This is a genomic window from Paenibacillus sp. S28 (assembly GCF_016624415.1).
GTDB lineage: Bacteria > Bacillota > Bacilli > Paenibacillales > Paenibacillaceae > Paenibacillus_AQ > Paenibacillus_AQ favisporus.
In genome coordinates, this window is record NZ_JACVTM010000005.1 from 1 (window position 1) to 15,835 (window position 15,835).

General features: G+C 56.6%; 11 protein-coding genes. 7 read left to right on the forward strand and 4 right to left on the reverse strand.

The window, feature by feature from the left end; all coding sequences use genetic code 11:
- Positions 1-275 precede the first annotated feature (275 nt).
- The gene (locus IAE55_RS13755) at positions 276-1,526 is read right to left on the reverse strand and encodes an MFS transporter (RefSeq protein ID WP_200632981.1); all 1,251 of its coding nucleotides are present in this window, start codon (positions 1,524-1,526) and stop codon (positions 276-278) included.
- Positions 1,527-1,642: 116 nt separating this feature from the next.
- On the opposite strand from IAE55_RS13755, the gene IAE55_RS13760 reads away from it, so the two are divergent.
- From IAE55_RS13760 to IAE55_RS13770, 3 genes are all read left to right on the forward strand, one after another.
- Complete coding sequence (locus IAE55_RS13760) at positions 1,643-2,452, forward strand: AraC family transcriptional regulator (protein WP_105445208.1); 810 nt, start codon at positions 1,643-1,645, stop codon at positions 2,450-2,452.
- 128 nt (positions 2,453-2,580) lie between these two features.
- Positions 2,581-3,489 (forward strand): phosphotransferase family protein, encoded by a 909-nt coding sequence (locus IAE55_RS13765; protein WP_200632990.1) that lies wholly within the window; start codon positions 2,581-2,583, stop codon positions 3,487-3,489.
- 202 nt (positions 3,490-3,691) lie between these two features.
- A complete protein-coding gene (locus IAE55_RS13770) occupies positions 3,692-4,921 on the forward strand; it encodes a glycosyl hydrolase family 8 (RefSeq protein WP_145027189.1) in 1,230 nt (409 codons plus the stop codon).
- Between the two features lie 94 nt (positions 4,922-5,015).
- On the opposite strand, the gene IAE55_RS13775 is transcribed toward IAE55_RS13770, so the two are convergent.
- Positions 5,016-6,821: an ABC transporter ATP-binding protein gene (locus IAE55_RS13775; protein WP_200632992.1), complete on the reverse strand. Its 1,806-nt coding sequence runs from the start codon at positions 6,819-6,821 to the stop codon at positions 5,016-5,018.
- The gene (locus IAE55_RS13780) at positions 6,818-8,563 is read right to left on the reverse strand and encodes an ABC transporter ATP-binding protein (RefSeq protein ID WP_105445211.1); all 1,746 of its coding nucleotides are present in this window, start codon (positions 8,561-8,563) and stop codon (positions 6,818-6,820) included. Before IAE55_RS13780 ends, IAE55_RS13775 begins: the two co-directional genes overlap by 4 nt.
- Positions 8,564-9,069: 506 nt before the next feature.
- Between IAE55_RS13780 and IAE55_RS13785 the strand changes: the two genes are divergently transcribed.
- The 4 genes from IAE55_RS13785 to IAE55_RS13800 all read left to right on the forward strand — a co-directional run bounded on the left by IAE55_RS13785 (position 9,070) and on the right by IAE55_RS13800 (position 12,968).
- The gene (locus IAE55_RS13785) at positions 9,070-10,038 is read left to right on the forward strand and encodes an ABC transporter ATP-binding protein (protein ID WP_200632994.1); all 969 of its coding nucleotides are present in this window, start codon (positions 9,070-9,072) and stop codon (positions 10,036-10,038) included.
- A complete protein-coding gene (locus IAE55_RS13790; protein ID WP_094598014.1) occupies positions 10,039-10,836 on the forward strand; it encodes an ABC transporter permease in 798 nt (265 codons plus the stop codon).
- 111 nt (positions 10,837-10,947) lie between these two features.
- A complete protein-coding gene (locus IAE55_RS13795) occupies positions 10,948-11,622 on the forward strand; it encodes a response regulator transcription factor (protein ID WP_076173037.1) in 675 nt (224 codons plus the stop codon).
- Positions 11,619-12,968: a sensor histidine kinase gene (locus tag IAE55_RS13800; RefSeq protein ID WP_325168639.1), complete on the forward strand. Its 1,350-nt coding sequence runs from the start codon at positions 11,619-11,621 to the stop codon at positions 12,966-12,968. Before IAE55_RS13795 ends, IAE55_RS13800 begins: the two co-directional genes overlap by 4 nt.
- Here the strand turns inward: IAE55_RS13800 and IAE55_RS13805 are convergent.
- Positions 12,937-15,576: a LuxR C-terminal-related transcriptional regulator gene (locus tag IAE55_RS13805; RefSeq protein ID WP_200632996.1), complete on the reverse strand. Its 2,640-nt coding sequence runs from the start codon at positions 15,574-15,576 to the stop codon at positions 12,937-12,939. The two genes, IAE55_RS13800 and IAE55_RS13805, sit on opposite strands and share 32 nt — an antisense overlap.
- Positions 15,577-15,835 lie beyond the last annotated feature (259 nt).

The following is a 15,835-nucleotide window of genomic DNA, read 5'->3' on the forward strand; positions in this document are numbered from 1 at the left end:
TTCCGTTAAGTGCGGTCTGGCTTCTTAGAATGTACGTCGATAGACGTTTTTTGTTTAGATATAAGAAAGTATAAGCTTCGGAGATTTTGCTTCCTTATATCGCAAGAAAAACTTCCGCTAAATGCAGTCTGGCTTCTTAGAATTTGCTTCGATAAAAGTTTTTGTTTAGATATAAGAAAGTATAAACTTCGGAGATTTTGCTTCCTTATATCGCAAGAAAAACTTCCGTTAAGTGCGGTCTGGCTTCTTAGAATGTACGTCGATAGACGTTTTTCTTATAGCGCTTCAGCCGAAGACGAGCTGCTGCTGGCCTTACCGGCTGCGCCCATGATCACCGAGTCTTTAGGCAGAAGCAGCGCGAACAGGCCGAGCAGCGGGAGAAAAGCGCATACCTGCGTCATCAGCGCAACCCCGTGCGAGTCCATCAGCCAGCCCATGATGACCGAACCCAGGCCGCCCATGCCGAAGGCCAGTCCGAAGAACAAACCAGCAACGGTTCCCACGTGACCCGGCAGCATCTCCTGTGCGTACACGATAATGACCGAGAAGCCGGACATCAGGATCAGGCCAATGGCCGCGCAGAGGATCACCGACCCGATCGGCCCGGCATAGGGCAGCAGGAGGGAGAACGGGGACGTGCCAAGGATGGAGAACCAGATGATTTTTTGACGCCCGAACCGGTCCGCCAGCGGACCGCCCAGGAACGTACCGGCCATGCCGGCGAACTGCAGGGCAAAAATACTCAACTGCGCGCTGGTTAGCGGAAGGTGGTATTGATCCATGTAATAGAAGGCGTAATAACCGGTCATGCTGGCGAGATATACGAACTTGGAAAACAGCATGAGGATCAAGATCGCGAGCACATACGCTATGAAGCGCTTGCTGAACCGGCTAGGCTCCTGGCGATGGGTACGGTTTGCGGTCCGGGCGGGACGGGTCTGCCGGCTGTACCAGCGGCTGACGCCGAGCTGCAGCGCGATGCCGAGTCCGGCCAGCACGATAAACCATAGAAAACCGAGCTGCCCCTGCGGGCTGATGATGAACGCGGCCATCAGCGGAGCAAACGCCTGGCCGGTGTTGCCCCCGACCTGGAATACGGACTGCGCCAGTCCTTTCCGCTGGTTCATGGCCAGGTGGGCGACCCGGGACGACTCGGGATGGAGCACCGAGGAACCGATCCCGATCAGGGCTGCTGACAGCAGCAGGTACCAAAACGATGGTGCCAGGGCTAAACCTGCCATACCGAGCAGGGTGAACAGCATGCCAAGCGGAAGGAGCAGCGGCAGCGGGCGGCGGTCGGTATAGTACCCAATGGCCGGCTGCAGAATGGAAGCCGTAATATTGAGCGTAAAGGCAACCCAGCCGATCTCGGTAAAGCTCAGGTGCATCTGCTGCTGAAAGAGCGGAAACACCGCGGGAACGACCGACTGCATCGCATCGTTCAGCAGGTGGGCGCAGCTGACGCCGAGCAGAACGGCCAGAGCCGTATTTTTCGCCGTATCCACGGTCATTTCAGATTGTGACATTTCTCCACATCCTCTTTTTTTCTACCCATCATAGCGGATCAAACCCGAAGCTGTCGCAGCGAAAATTGCCTTTTGGACAGAGCACGATATGCTATACTGAAGCGGGGTGAGGGCACATGAGAATGCAGATCGTAATGCCGCAGCTGGAGGTTCACCGTTTCTCCAGCCCGTTCGAAAATACGCCGCATGCGCACGACGATCAATACCAGATCACGATTCCGCTTCAAGGGACCTGCCATTTTACGCATGAGCATAAACAGCTGGCGCTCCCACCCGGCGAAGGAATTGTGCTGCAGCCTAGCGACCGGCATTCCTTCTACATCGGCGACGGCACGGGCGTCGTGGTGATCCGGATCCGGCCCGAGAGCCTGTACCCGGGTGATTCCTCGGTTTACAGTGAACCCCGGCACAGAAAGCAGTTTGACGTGAGCCGGGTATCGAAGGTGTTTCGGCAATGGACAGCGGACATGATGGCTCTCGACATGGCTGATCCGCTCGTGGAGGAGGAGCTGGAAGCCCGGATGATCTGCGATCTGCGGGAGCTTATTTGGGAGAGGACCGTTCCGGCCGGTCCCAAGATAGCTCATGCCGCCGCCGACCGGCATCTGGCACAGGTGCTCGAATATGTGCATGCGCATTTCACGGAACAGCTGAGCGTCAGCAGCCTCGCAGCGATGGCGATGCAGAGCCGGTACCATTTTATCCGGTCGTTCAAGTCCCTGACGGGCGTGCCCCCGTATCAGTATGTGCTGCAGCTCCGGGTGAGGGAAGCGATGGAACAGCTGAAGAAGTCCGCGGACACTGTCACCGATATCAGTTTCAACCTTGGGTTCTCGAGCACGAGCCAATTTTTTCGGGCCTTTGCCAAAATGACCGGCATGACGCCGGAGCAGTACCGGAAATCGGAAGGACGCCGCTTGATCTAAAAAACTTAAATTGGAGCTGTGAAATCGAACCGTATCCGAGAGGGATGCGGTTTTTTGACGTTTTACTTGAAGCAGGGGAACATGGCTGGTAGACTGCTTGTAATCTGGTAATTAAAGGAGGAAGCCTCATGACTATTGATCTTCTTGGTGCAGTCCGGTTTATAAACAGCCGTTTCGGCAGCCGGGCAAAGGATATTGCCCCGGTGGGTGCCGGAGACTGGTCAACGGCTTACGGATTCACGCTGGACGGCCAGGAAATGGTGATCCGTTTCGGCGCTCATGTGGAAGATTTTCAAAAAGATCAGGTCATGGGTTCACTCGCCCCGCCAATGGTACCCGTTCCTGAAGTTACCTTGATCGGAGAGACATCCGAAGGTTTTTATGCCGTATCGAGGCGGGTCCGTAGCGGACATCTGGATGAGCTTGAGGCTGGGGAAATGCGGCTGATCCTTCCGGGGCTGATTGATGCGCTCTCGGGACTCCAGCAGGTAGATACAGGAAGTATAAGCCATGGTGGAGAGTGGCGTCTTGGGGGCCGTCGCGCAAGCTGGAGTGAGGAGCTGCTGTCCGTGACCGGACCGAGGGACCGGCTTCTCGGCTGGCGGGAGCGGCTGGATTTATTCCCCACGGAGTCCAAAATCTTTGATAGCGGCGTCTCGGCTTTGCGGCGTCTCTCCCCCCGTCTTCCAGAGTACAGAGGTATCGCTCACTGCGATCTTTTGAACCGGAATGTATTGGTGGACCGCGGCGGGTTGACCGGCATCATCGATTGGGGAAATGCCATTTACGGCGATCCCTTGTATGACATTGCCTGGCTTTTATACTGGTGGCCTTGGTATCCGCAGTGGCAGGAGATCGATCTGCAGGAGGTTCTGAATGATGTTTGGGAACGGCAGGGAGGCTTTCCTTCGCAGATGGAGGAGCGTCTTCGCTGCTGTTTGCTCCACATTGGCTTGGACCATATCGCCTACTGCGCTTTTAGGCAGCGCACGGAGGATATGCGGCGTAATGCCGTGCAGCTGTTGGATTACATATAAAAATATATTTTACAAATAATTGGAAATCAGATAGACTAATAGAGAAACTAATATTAAAGCGCTTTAACTTTCGGAGGGGGTGGGACTGTGTTAATCCTGTGATCTGCTGCCCGCGCCGATGGCGTCCCGGGCGGTTACAGCTGAGATGAACCGAGGCATAACCTGTTTCCTAATCTATGAAATTAAAGGAGCGTAATGGGTGATGAAAAGAAATAAGAGATTTTCATTAAGCGGCAAAGCCGTTCTGATCTGTTGTCTCGCTTTTCTGATGGCTCCCGCCGGATTTGCGCTGGCGGCGCCGAACAAGCCTTTTCCTCAGCATACGACTTACACCAGCGGCTCAATCAAGCCGAGTCATGTAACCCAGACCACAATGGACGATGCAGTCAAATCCAAATGGGACAGCTGGAAATCAGCTTATCTGAAGCCGGCCGGGACCGGCAAATATTATGTGAAGTACGATGCGAGCGGCGCGACGGTGTCCGAAGCGCATGGCTACGGCATGCTGCTGACCGTGCTGATGGCCGGATACGACAGCAGCGCGCAGACCTATTTTAACGGACTGTATAAGTACTACACCGAGCATCCCAGCGACAATAATCCGTACTTGATGGCATGGAAGCAGAACAGCAGCTTTCAGAATGTTGAAGGAGCCGATTCCGCCACCGACGGCGATATGGACATCGCTTATTCGCTCCTGTTGGCGGACAAGCAGTGGGGCAGCAGCGGCACAGTGAACTACTTGCAGGCAGCCAAAAATATCATCAACGCCATTATGCAAAACGACGTGAACCAGACGCAATGGACCCTCCGGCTTGGCGATTGGGCTACCGACGGTTCCTACGCTACGGCGACCCGTCCTTCAGACTTCATGCTAAACCATCTGAAGGCGTTCCAGCAGGCTACCGGTGATACCCGGTGGACCAAGGTCATTGATAAAACCTACTCCATTATCAATTCGATTTATACAAATTACAGTGCATCGACGGGATTGCTGCCCGACTTTGTCGTCTACTCGGGAGGCGCGTACAAGCCGGCGCCGGCCGACTTCCTGGAAGATACGACCGACGGCTCCTACGCCTATAATTCCTGCCGTACGCCTTGGCGGATTACGACCGATTACCTGATGACCGGCGACAACCGGGCCCTGAATCAGCTGAACCAGATGAACAGCTGGATCAAAGGCAAGGTGAACAGCAACCCGGGCGCCGTCAAGGACGGATACAAGCTGAACGGAAGCGTCATCGGTTCGTATAACAGCGGCGCCTTTTTCGCCCCGTTCGGTGTCAGCGCCATGACTTCCTCGTCGAACCAAACCTGGCTGAATTCCGTGTGGACGTATACTGCCGGAAGCTCAAGCGAAGGATACTACGAAGACAGCATCAAGCTGTTCTCGCTCCTTGTGATGTCCGGCAATTGGTGGACGTATTGATTTCTGGGGAAGCCTGTCTATGGGAAAATAACATGAACAGCCCCGGCCGCAATTTGGCCGGGGCTGTTTGGCTATCCCCAAGTGATGAAGTGGTTCAGACCTTCACCGTCTCGTTTTTGCTGTCAGTTTGCTCACCCGACTCCGATGAATCCGTCAGTTCCCCCTGCCACAGCAGCTGCATTTCCGTGCTGGACTCCAGCAGTTCGGCAAGGCTGCCTTCCGCTTCGATGCGGCCGTCCTTCATCACGATGATATGGTCGGCCTGCGCCAGCGCCGCCCGGCGGTGGGACACGGCGATGCAGGTGACGTCGCGTTCCTGAAACAGGCGCTCCCATAGCTTCTTCTCCGTCTCCACGTCGAGCGCGCTCGACAGATCGTCGAAGATAAACAGGTCCGACTCGGTCATCATCATGCGCGCTGTGGCAGCGCGCTGGATCTGGCCGCCAGACAGCATGACGCCTCTCGGGCCGACGAAGGTATCGAGACCTTTCTCCAGGTCCTCGATATCCTTCTCCATGACGGCCAGCCGGATCGCCCGGGAGAGCGCATCCGCCTCGGGCGGGCTGCCCTGGACGATGTTCTCCTGCAGCGTGTCGCTGAACAGCCGCGGAACCTGCGGCGTATAAGCGGAGCGCGGCGGAACCAGGAACGCCGCCGGATCGATGTCGCGGCCGTTCCAGCGCACATCACCGCCCGATTTGGGCAGCAAGCCGAGCAGCGTGCGGACGAGGGTCGATTTGCCGGAACCGATCCGTCCGGTAATAACGACGAACTGACCCCTTGTTACCGCAAAGCTCACATCGGCAATGCCGTTCTCCGAGCCCGGATAGGTGTAGGAAAGGTTCCGGATTTCCAGCGTTTGCAGCTGGTCATCGGAGCTGCGCTCGACCGCCGGCAGCTCGGGCGGTTCGCCGTAAAGGTACGTTTCGCTGAAATCCATGATTCGCTCCTGCTCCCCCGGCCGGAAGAGAACGCTCATGCGGTCCAGGGACACCTTAAGTCTTTTATGCTGAAAAACCATATATCCAAACAGGGAAATACTAAACGCGATATTGGTCAAATAGGAGGTGAACAGGGCGAAATCGCCAACGGTAAACTGCCCGGCCTTCATCGCCGAGGCGCACATCAGCAGGATGATCCCGGTACAAATGCTGAGCACATGCTGATTGAGCGAGCGCATCCACTGCTTGAACAGGTTATCCTTCAGCGCTGCCTGCCGCCGCGATTCATTCAGCTCCACAAAGCGCCGGTGGACATGCTCCTCGGCCTGCCCCAGCTTCAGCGCCTGCACCGCGCCGAAAGACTCGGCAATGAAGCTGGTAATGCGCCCGGTGGCTTCGCGGTTCTGCTGGCCGTAGCGTCTCGCCCGGTTGCCGGACAGATTGTTCAGCAGCGTCACCGCAACCAGCGGCAGAATCGCGACCAGGGTGATCTGCCAGTTGATGCGGGCCATGATGACCAGGGAGATGATCGCAAACGCAAACCGTCCCCAGAAGTCGACCCAGGACTCCACATATTCGACCACTTCATCCACGTCTTCGCGGAACCGGCTCACGGCTTCGCCCGGTGAAGCGGGGAGGTTGCGTCCGGGCCAGCGCATGATGCCTTTCAGCATATTCGTGCGGAGAATGGCCTGGATGTCGTAAATATAGGTGACCCATTTAAAAAAGGCCCAGAAGAAGACGCCGGTCCGAGAAATGCGGACGATCGCGATAAAAATGAGCGGGGCGACGAGCCACAAATAGTTATGCGACTGGCCGGTCGCTCTGTCGAAAAACCACTGCATGCCAAGGCCCAGCAGCAGCGGCATGGAATGGAACAGCCCCCACAAGAGGCCGTTCACAATAAACAGCGAGATGTTATACGTAAACAGGCGCTGGATAAACCGGGTTACGGTCATGCCAAGTCCTCCTCTCGTCCGGTAATCAGCAGCTGGGCGTAGTGTGAGGTTGGGTCTTTCGCCAATACCTCCCGTTCCCCGAATTCAAGAATCCGGCCGTCGCCCAGCACCATAATGTGGTCGACCTGCTCCAGCGTGGAGAGCCGGTGCGCGATCACGATGCCCGTGCAGTTCTGCATGAGCTGATCCACGGCAGACTGCAGCATCGCTTCGGTAGCGGCATCCAGCCGGGACGACGGCTCATCCAGAATCACCAGGCTCGGCTGGGTCAGAAAGACCCGTGTCAGGGCGAAAAGCTGCGCTTCCCCGGCGGACAGCGAGGCGCCGCCGGCCTTTAGATGCGTATCCAGACCTTCCGGCTGCGAGTCGATCCACTGCTTGAGTCCGAGCCTTTCCGTCGTGCCCAGAATATAGTCGTCCGATATGCTGCCGTCAAACAGCGTCAGATTGTCCCGGAGCGTGCCGTCAAACAGCTGCACGTCCTGCGTGACCATGCCGACCCGGCGGTACAGCGCCTCGAGCTTCAGGTCGCGGATGTCTATGCCCCCCACCCGGACGGTGCCGCTGTTGATATTGTACAGGCGCAGCAGGACCCGGCTGAGGCTCGACTTACCGCTTCCGGTACGTCCGATGATGCCCAGACGCTCGCCGGGCCGGACGGTGAACGTAATATCGTGGAGTACCGGCTTATCCGGGTTATAGCTGAAATGGACATGGTCGAATTCCAGACCAAGCGCTCCATCAGGCAGCGCCGTTTGCGACCCTTCCATGATTTCGGTGCGGCTCGCCAGCAGCTCCTGGGAGCGCAGCATGCCGGATTTAGCCTTTTGGAACTCCTGAACCTGATCCCCGAGCTGCTCGATCGGATCGTTCAGCATTTGGGTGTATTGATAGATGAGGAATAGCGTTCCGAGCGATATTTGGTCGGTCAGAAAATAATGAACACCGAGCATCAGCACCGCCGTCACGGCGATAGCAAACAGCACGACCGTCGTATTCCAGGGAATGACGCGCAGCATCCAGGCTTTGCGACCTTTGAGGAACACATTTCGCATGGAGCGGTAGAAGCGGTTCATGACGTACGGCACGTTGCCGTTCGCCTGAACGTCCTCAATGCCGGCGATCCGTTCCTCGATCAGGCCGAACATTGCTGCGCTGGCGCCGCGTTCATCTTTGGAGGAAGTGACGCCCAGATCGCGGATAAACACCATGGCTCCAATGGATGCCAAAGTGAACAGGGTCATGACCGAGGCAATCGGCCAATTGATCGTAAACATATAGCCGAGAATGCCGGCAAGGAGCACGAAGCTGCCGATGACCTTAATGATAAACATGGCGAAAAAGTTCGACATGTTGGTGACGTCCCCGTCGATCCGCTCAATCATTTCTCCCGGCGTTTTCAAGTTGTGAAACCGCATGTCGAGCCGCAGGCAGTGCTTCAGCAGGTCGCCGCGCAGCTGGTTGGTGGCGCGCCAGGACACGTCGTTGCCGAGATAGCTGATCGCCACGGTCAGGACCTGGTTCAGCACGGCAAAGACCAGGTAAATCCCCGCCAGCACGAGCAGGCTGGAGACGATGCCGTTCGCGGCGGCCGTATCGATAAAGCGCTGCACGATCTGCGGATTGACCAGCTGCGCCCCGGTCGAGGCGAGCAGCAGAATAAGCAGCAGGAGCAGCCGCCCCCGGACCGGCTTCAAATACTTCAGCAGCCAGGACATCGACGGCTTTGCGGATTGTTGCATGGTAAAACCCCCCAATTCCAAACGAAACCTTATGTATGGTGACTTGCTTTCGCCCGGCTTTCATAATTGACCGGATGCAAATAATATCCATCATACAATAATTTGGAAGCGATTCAAGATAAAGTTTGACTAAATCCAAACTTTATCGGTCCAGTCCGCAGCCTAATCGTCACTGCGCATGCGGATCATGCTTCTGATCCCTGTTATTCCCGGATTTCCATGGAACGGGTAGAAGGTTGAAATCCGGGAATAAAGGGGACCACTTCGTTTCTCCAGCACGATTCCGCCTGCTCCGTTGAAGCCATTCCACAAACCAGACAAGGGAATAAAAGCTGGCTTAATCAAAAGGGGAGAGGGTAAGGGGATATTTCGGGGCATGATCCGCATGCGGAGCCCCCCAGTTCATATTCAGTTCATAATGTAGGTTTAATCTTAGTACCGTTCACAAGCTTGGCGCTGCTTGTTGCAGGCCTGGCCGGTGACCCAGAATCAAGGGAGGTATGAAGATGGAACCCATCATTCGCGTAGAACAATTGCGAAAACAATATAAAAGCAGCAAACGTCCGGCCGTGGACGGGATCAGTTTCGAGGTGGGGCGGGGCGAATTTTTCGCCTTCCTGGGCCCCAACGGGGCGGGGAAAACGACCACGATTTCGATCCTGACCACCACGCTGTCCAAAACCGAAGGCACGGTCATGATCGCCGGCTATGACGTGGAGAAGGAAGCGGCGAAGGTACGCCGGAATGTCGGCATTATTTTTCAGAACCCGAGCCTGGACCTCGATTTGACGGCGGAAGAGAACATCCGCCTCCATGTCAGCATCTACGGCGTTTACGCCTACCGGCCGTTCTACAGCATGATGCCGAAGGAATATAAGCAGCGGATCGAGGAGCTGGCCGCCATTGTCGGCATTCACGACAATTTGTTCAAGAAGGTCAAAGGCTTCTCCGGCGGGATGAAGCGCAAGCTGGAAATCATGCGCAGCTTGATGCACAAGCCGCAAATTTTATTTTTGGATGAGCCGACGCAGGGGCTGGACGCCTCTGCCCGCCAATCGCTGTGGGCTTACCTGCAGAAGATCCGTAAGGAGGAAAACATTACGATTTTCCTGACGACACACTATTTGGAAGAGGCGGAGGAAGCCGACCGGGTATGCATGATTACGGACGGCAAAGTGGCGGTGCTCGGAACGCCGGAAGAGATCAAGCACAAGCTGCTGGGCGACAGAAGTATGCTGATCGACGCCGGCGACCGGAAGGCGCTGCGGGCGGAGCTGGAGGAGCTTGAGGTTTCCTTTACCGAAGAGGAACAGTGCTTCCGGGTCCGTTTTCAGGATAAAACGCCACAGTCCCTCGTAGCCCGTCTGCAAACGCCATTAAGCCGGATGGAAGTGCACCAGCAGACGCTGGAGGAGGCCTATCTGAGCCTGGTACAGCAGAGTCAGAACGACGAATCGAGAAAGGGGGCGGTCTAAATGCTCATGACCAAAGCGCAAAAGGAAAGCAACGCGGTTGTGGCGATCGCCGCACGGGAAATTACGAAGGGGATCAAAAATCCGGTGCTGATGATCGTGAGCATCGTCTTTCCGATCATTTTCATCGGCATCTTCGGCGGAAGCCTGTCGCAGAACATGGCCGGCAATCTTGGCTACAATTATTTGCAGTTCATGATGATCGGCATGATCGTGAACAGCGTGTTCACGGGCCTTATTACGGGGATGAGCTCCCTGATCGAGGAAAGAAACCAGAATTTGACGCAGGAGCTGTATGTGTCTCCGATCTCCAGGTATTCCATTATCCTCGGTAAAATGATCGGTTCAAGCTTCACCAGCATCGTGGGACTGATCGGCATTCTGATCGTTGCGCTCCTGATGCAAATTCCATTAGGCGGCATGCATATTGTATGGCTGTTTCTCATTACGCCGCTGTTCTGCCTGATCGGCGGATCGCTGGGTATTTTCTTCATCGGGTTTGTCCAAGACAGTAAGACGGCGGATATCGGTTCGATGCTGCTCGTCATGCCGCAGATGTTCCTGTCCGGAGCGATGATTCCGATCCAGCATTCCACCGGCATTCTCGGCTTTCTAGCCCATATTATGCCGATGACGTATTGCATCGATTTGGCCCGGGCGGTGTTTTATTCCGGGACGCCGGTTTACTCGCAGGTCGTGCTGTACCATCCGGTGACGGATCTGCTCGTGATGGCCGGATTCTTCCTGGTCTTCACGATCGTGGGCACATTGATGTTTACGAGATCGGAACGGAATCGGTAAAATGCAGGTAGGACGAAAATGGCCCCTCCGGTTGGGGCATGAATGCATGAAACGCATAACCGCGAACGTTCGTGTTCATTTCATATCTATTATAGAAAGGAGTGGGGCGACTTGGCTCATATACTGGTTGTTGACGACGATCCTCATATCCGGGAGCTCGTCAGCCATCTGCTGAAGAATGAGGGCTATACGATAGCGGAGGCGGCGAACGGAAATGAAGCCTTGGAGGCAATGGAGTCGTTCAAGGCCGATCTGGTCATCCTCGATATTATGATGCCGGGCATGGACGGCTGGGAGCTGTGCCGTGAGCTGGATGCGGCTTATGACATCCCGCTGCTGATGCTGACGGCCAAAGGTGAGACTTCGCAAAAGGTCAAAGGGTTTGAGCTCGGGACCGACGACTATCTCGTCAAACCGTTTGACCCGCTCGAGCTGACCGTCCGGGTGAAGGCGCTGCTCAAACGTTACAAAATATCGGCCTCGCAGGAAATCCAGTTTGGCGACGTGCGTCTGAACCGCAAAACGTACGAATGCTACGCAGGATCGGCTGCGCTGACGCTCCCGCTGAAGGAATTTGAGCTGCTGTTTTTGCTCGGCAGCTACCCGGGCAAGACGTTTTCCCGGGATCAAATCATTGAACATATTTGGGGCTATGACTATGAAGGTGACGAACGGACCGTCGATGTGCATATCAAGCGGCTGCGGGAACGATTTGCCGACCAGCAGGACCGCTTTCAGATCCGCACGATCCGCGGCCTCGGCTATCGGCTCGAGGTGCTGTCATGAAGGAGCGGGAGCAGGGGCCGGTTGATGCGTTCCAGGCTGACGCTACCGATACCCGTTCCGGGAACATGGAGCGAAGCGGGCCGGATCGTTACAGCACACAGCGGGAACGGATTCAGCGCCGCCGTCTGGATCGGGAGCGGAACGAAACGTGGCAGCGCATGAATCACGCGAGGGGGACGATGCCGGAGGACCGGCAGGTGGCCCGCGGGCTCAAGAAGGAAGAGCGGAGAAGAAAGCGGGAGGAAATTGCGAAGCGGAGAGAGGATGAGATTCGGGGCATGGACGGTGAGCCGCCGAACTTTTGGCTGCGCGTCCGGATCATCTTTTTCATGATCCTTGTGCTGTCAGCGCTCATCGTTTGCTGGACCGCCGCGTTCTATTTAACTCACGGCCTTCGCTGGCACATCTCCCCGCTCGTGAGGCAGCTGTTGAACTCCGTGCTGGGCTTTGTCATTTTCGGCGTCTCCATCTCGATTATTTCGCGGTTTGCGAAGCGGAGACAGTCGGAGTTTTACCAATTGGTCATCGATGCGCTGAAGCGAATCTCCAAAGGCGACTTCAAGGTGGAAATTCCGGTGTTCGGTGAAAACGGCCACTGGGGCGGGATTGTGAAGGGAATCAACAACATGGCGGCCGACCTGAACAACCTGGAGCATATGCGCCAGGAGTTTATATCGAACGTGTCCCACGAGATTCAATCCCCGCTGACTTCGATCAGCGGCTTTGCCCGCGTCCTGCGCGAGGAGAACCTGAGCCCCGGCCAGCTGGACCATTACTTGAACATTATTGAGGAGGAGAGCGTACGGCTCTCCCGGCTGTCGGAGAACATGCTGCGCCTGGCGTCGCTGGATTCCGACAAACATCCGTTTCACGCTGAACCCGTCCGGCTGGACAAACAGCTGCAAATGCTCGTTCTCGCCTGTGAGCCCCAGTGGCAGGGCAAGGACCTGGACATGTCCGTAGAGTTTGAGCCCGTGACGATCGAGGCGGATCGGGATTTGCTCAGCCAGGTCTGGGTGAATCTGCTCCATAATGCGATTAAGTTTACGCCGGAGGGCGGAACGGTCCAGGTTTTTCTCGAGGAAAGCGGGCAGGAGGCCGTCGTTCGTGTCAGGGACTCGGGCATAGGCATTTCGGCCGAAGACCTCGAGCATATTTTTGAAAGATTCTTTAAAGCGGATAAATCAAGAACCCGCTCCGGCGGGGGAAGCGGGCTGGGACTGTCTATTATCCAGAAAATCGTGCAGATGCACGGCGGCAGCGTCTCGGTCCAAAGCGCTCCGGGAGAAGGCACGGAGATGACGGTCCGGCTGCCTAAGACAGCAGACCGAGCTGCCGGGCCGTAACGAGCGCCTGGGTTCGCGAGGATACGCCAAGCTTTTCATACAGGCGGGATAAGTAGACCTTAATGGTCCCTTCCGACAACGCCAGCTCGGCGGCCATCTCCTTATTGCTCGCCCCTTGGCCGATCAGCCGGAGCAGCTCGGATTCGCTGCGGCTCAGCGGCTCGGCCGAGGCCGCCGGAGCTGCAGCCGCAGCCGCTGTTTCCTGCATGGCCACGGGGAATAGCTCCATAAGCGCGCGGACATAATCCCCGGATACTTCCCCCGGGAGCCCGGCACCAAAGTCCTCATGGCTTCCACCGGACTCCCCGCGAATGACGACCGCCTCATACCGGCCAAGCAGCGACATCATCGGCTTGCCCTCATCCACGAAACTCCGGATATACCCGTTCTGTTCTCCCAGGAACAGGGCGGTATGGAGGTGGCGGAGGGCGGCCGTTTTTTGCCCCAGCTGTTCCTTCAGCAGCGCCTGCAGGATATGGTTCTCCACGATGCCGGAAACGAGCTGCTCGCGCTCCGATTGGGGCAGCAGATGCTCCAGAATCCGCAGCGCCTCGTTCTCCTTCCGCTGCTTGCCAAGCAGGCGCACAAGCGTCATCATTTCATACTCCCGCTGAAATGTCGGCTTGTCCTTGGCGGACAGCCCCAGCCGGGCCATCAGCTTCTTGGCGGCCGGCATCTGCCCGTCCGCAAGATGCATGCGGATTTTGAATGCCGTCAGCAGATGGACCCAGGGCGCACCCCAGCCGGCAGAAGATGAGAGCGGGGCATCCACCACTTCGTCGATGACGTCATGCGCCAGAGCGGTCCGCCCGTCCGCAATGAGCAGGCGGGCCTTCATGATCAGCATAGGGACGAGCAGTCCCGGTACGTTTAATTTTTCGGTCAGAGCTGTCATCTCCTGGAGCATTTGGCGGCAATCGCCGAGACGGTTCCATTCATAATATCCTTCAACGAGCGACTGCTTTACATAAAGATGAATGAGCGACCCCTGCCAGCCATGGGCGGCGAGCACACCCATAAACAGTGTGCCGATTTTTTCCGTGTCCGCCGACAGAACTCCTTTTAACCCCAGTGCGGTCCGTCTCACAAGAGGCTCCGTTTTGTTGTAGTTAAACATATAATAAGTCGGGTCAGCCGGGAGGATCTCGTCCAGCATGGTACCGATGAAGGCAAACCAATTCGTGAAGTCACCGCTGGCGAACATCAGATTGGAACGGACGAACAGGATGCCGCTCTGCAGCTGCTTCAGCCGCTCCGATTCCTTCAGCATCCGGGTCGACGCCTCCAGTGATCCGAGTCTGGCTTCAGCCTGGCCGAAGTGCCCGGTGAGCACCAGTACGAACGCGTACAGGAGCGACAGCTCCATAGACAGCTCATAGGCTGGCGGGAACCCCTCGAACCAGCGCAGCAGGACGGAAACTTCCCCGCGCTCCAGCACGGCTGGAATATGCTGCTCGAGCAGGCGGCCCGCCTCGGCGTAATCTCCGGCAGCCATGGCGTGGTCTACGGCTTCGTCCAGCAATGCGCGGGACGCAAAGCCCCGGCTTGCCAGCCGGTTCAGCTGCAACCACTCATCGGGCTGATGCCGCTTGAGGTGTTCCCGGACGAATCCGGCGAATAGATGGTGGTAGCGGAACCATTCATGCTTCAGGTCCAGCGGGATGAGAAATAAATTGAACCGGCGGGCCGCGTCAAGCTTGTCCCCGCTGGCAGGGTCACCCGTGAGCAGGCTGCATATGCCTGCATCCATCCGGTCGAGGACGGCCGTCGTCAGCACGAACGATCTCAGGTCGGCAGGAAGCTGCGCAAGTACCTCCTGAAAAAGGTAATCGGCCACATCCCGGTGGTCCCCATAGAACCCTTCGATCCATCGGTCCACGTCTTCCGCCGTTCTTAAAGAGAGCGAAGCCAGCTGCAGACCGGCTGCCCATCCCTCGGTCCGTTCCGCAATCCGGTCGATCTGCCGCGGGGTCAGCCGCATGATGCCGGACTTGTGGTAAAACTGCTCGGACTCGTCCCGGGTAAACTGGAGCCTATCGGCGTCAATGACGATGCATTCCCGCTTGGAGAGCCATTTTGATGCAGGAAAAGGTACTTCCTTGCGGCTCGCGATCGTCACATGGAGGGTGGGGGGCATATAGTCGATCAGGTAAGACAAGCCGTTATGGATGCGGTCATCCTCTATCCAATGATAATCGTCCAATACGAGCTTTACAGGCTCGGACAGTCCATAAAGCTCATTTATTAACGCATCCAGGAAGGCGTCTGCCGACAGGGAAGGCAGGGCATCGGCCAGTTCCAGCATTCGCAGGGCTGCCGGGACCGGCAGGACTTCCGCCAATGCAAACGCCGCATAGCGCCAGAACCGGACCGGATCGTTGTCACGGCCGTCCAGCGCCAGCCAGGCGCAGTTGACGCCTTCGCTTCGGGCCCACTGCGTCAACAGGGTGGTTTTGCCTGAGCCGGCAGGGGCATAAATCAAGGTGAGTCTGCCATGAACTCCACCCGACAGAGATTGAAGCAGGCGTTCCCTTTCGACCAGGCCATCCTTCGGAAAGGGCAGGGTGATTTTTGTTTTTAAGATGATTGCATCGGTCCGCGTGATCATTGTATCCTCCAAATTTCCGACAAAATGGATGCCTTTTCCGTACTTTTTCTCTCATTATATAAAAAAACGGCAGATCCGTTAACTTTCGTTAATCGCCAAAGGCCTGTTCTTCGGTTAAAATATGCGCAGATCGGAAAGTGAGACGATGAGCCGGTCACCCCAGTTAACCAAACAACGCCATTCTCCCCACGCAGGGGCCCTGCTCCTGGGTCCTAGATCCCCCTCCCCCGCAACTCTGCCGCGAAAGCTCCCCGGAAAC

What these genes read in the sequence shown, in the direction of transcription:
- IAE55_RS13755 (WP_200632981.1), bottom strand. Translation starts at nt 1,526, where the DNA reads ATGTCACAATCTGAAATGACCGTGGATACGGCGAAAAATACGGCTCTG.
- IAE55_RS13760 (WP_105445208.1), top strand. Translation starts at nt 1,643, where the DNA reads ATGAGAATGCAGATCGTAATGCCGCAGCTGGAGGTTCACCGTTTCTCC.
- IAE55_RS13765 (WP_200632990.1), top strand. Translation starts at nt 2,581, where the DNA reads ATGACTATTGATCTTCTTGGTGCAGTCCGGTTTATAAACAGCCGTTTC.
- IAE55_RS13770 (WP_145027189.1), top strand. Translation starts at nt 3,692, where the DNA reads ATGAAAAGAAATAAGAGATTTTCATTAAGCGGCAAAGCCGTTCTGATC.
- IAE55_RS13775 (WP_200632992.1), bottom strand. Translation starts at nt 6,821, where the DNA reads ATGACCGTAACCCGGTTTATCCAGCGCCTGTTTACGTATAACATCTCG.
- IAE55_RS13780 (WP_105445211.1), bottom strand. Translation starts at nt 8,563, where the DNA reads ATGCAACAATCCGCAAAGCCGTCGATGTCCTGGCTGCTGAAGTATTTG.
- IAE55_RS13785 (WP_200632994.1), top strand. Translation starts at nt 9,070, where the DNA reads ATGGAACCCATCATTCGCGTAGAACAATTGCGAAAACAATATAAAAGC.
- IAE55_RS13790 (WP_094598014.1), top strand. Translation starts at nt 10,039, where the DNA reads ATGCTCATGACCAAAGCGCAAAAGGAAAGCAACGCGGTTGTGGCGATC.
- IAE55_RS13800 (WP_325168639.1), top strand. Translation starts at nt 11,619, where the DNA reads ATGAAGGAGCGGGAGCAGGGGCCGGTTGATGCGTTCCAGGCTGACGCT.
- IAE55_RS13805 (WP_200632996.1), bottom strand. Translation starts at nt 15,576, where the DNA reads ATGATCACGCGGACCGATGCAATCATCTTAAAAACAAAAATCACCCTG.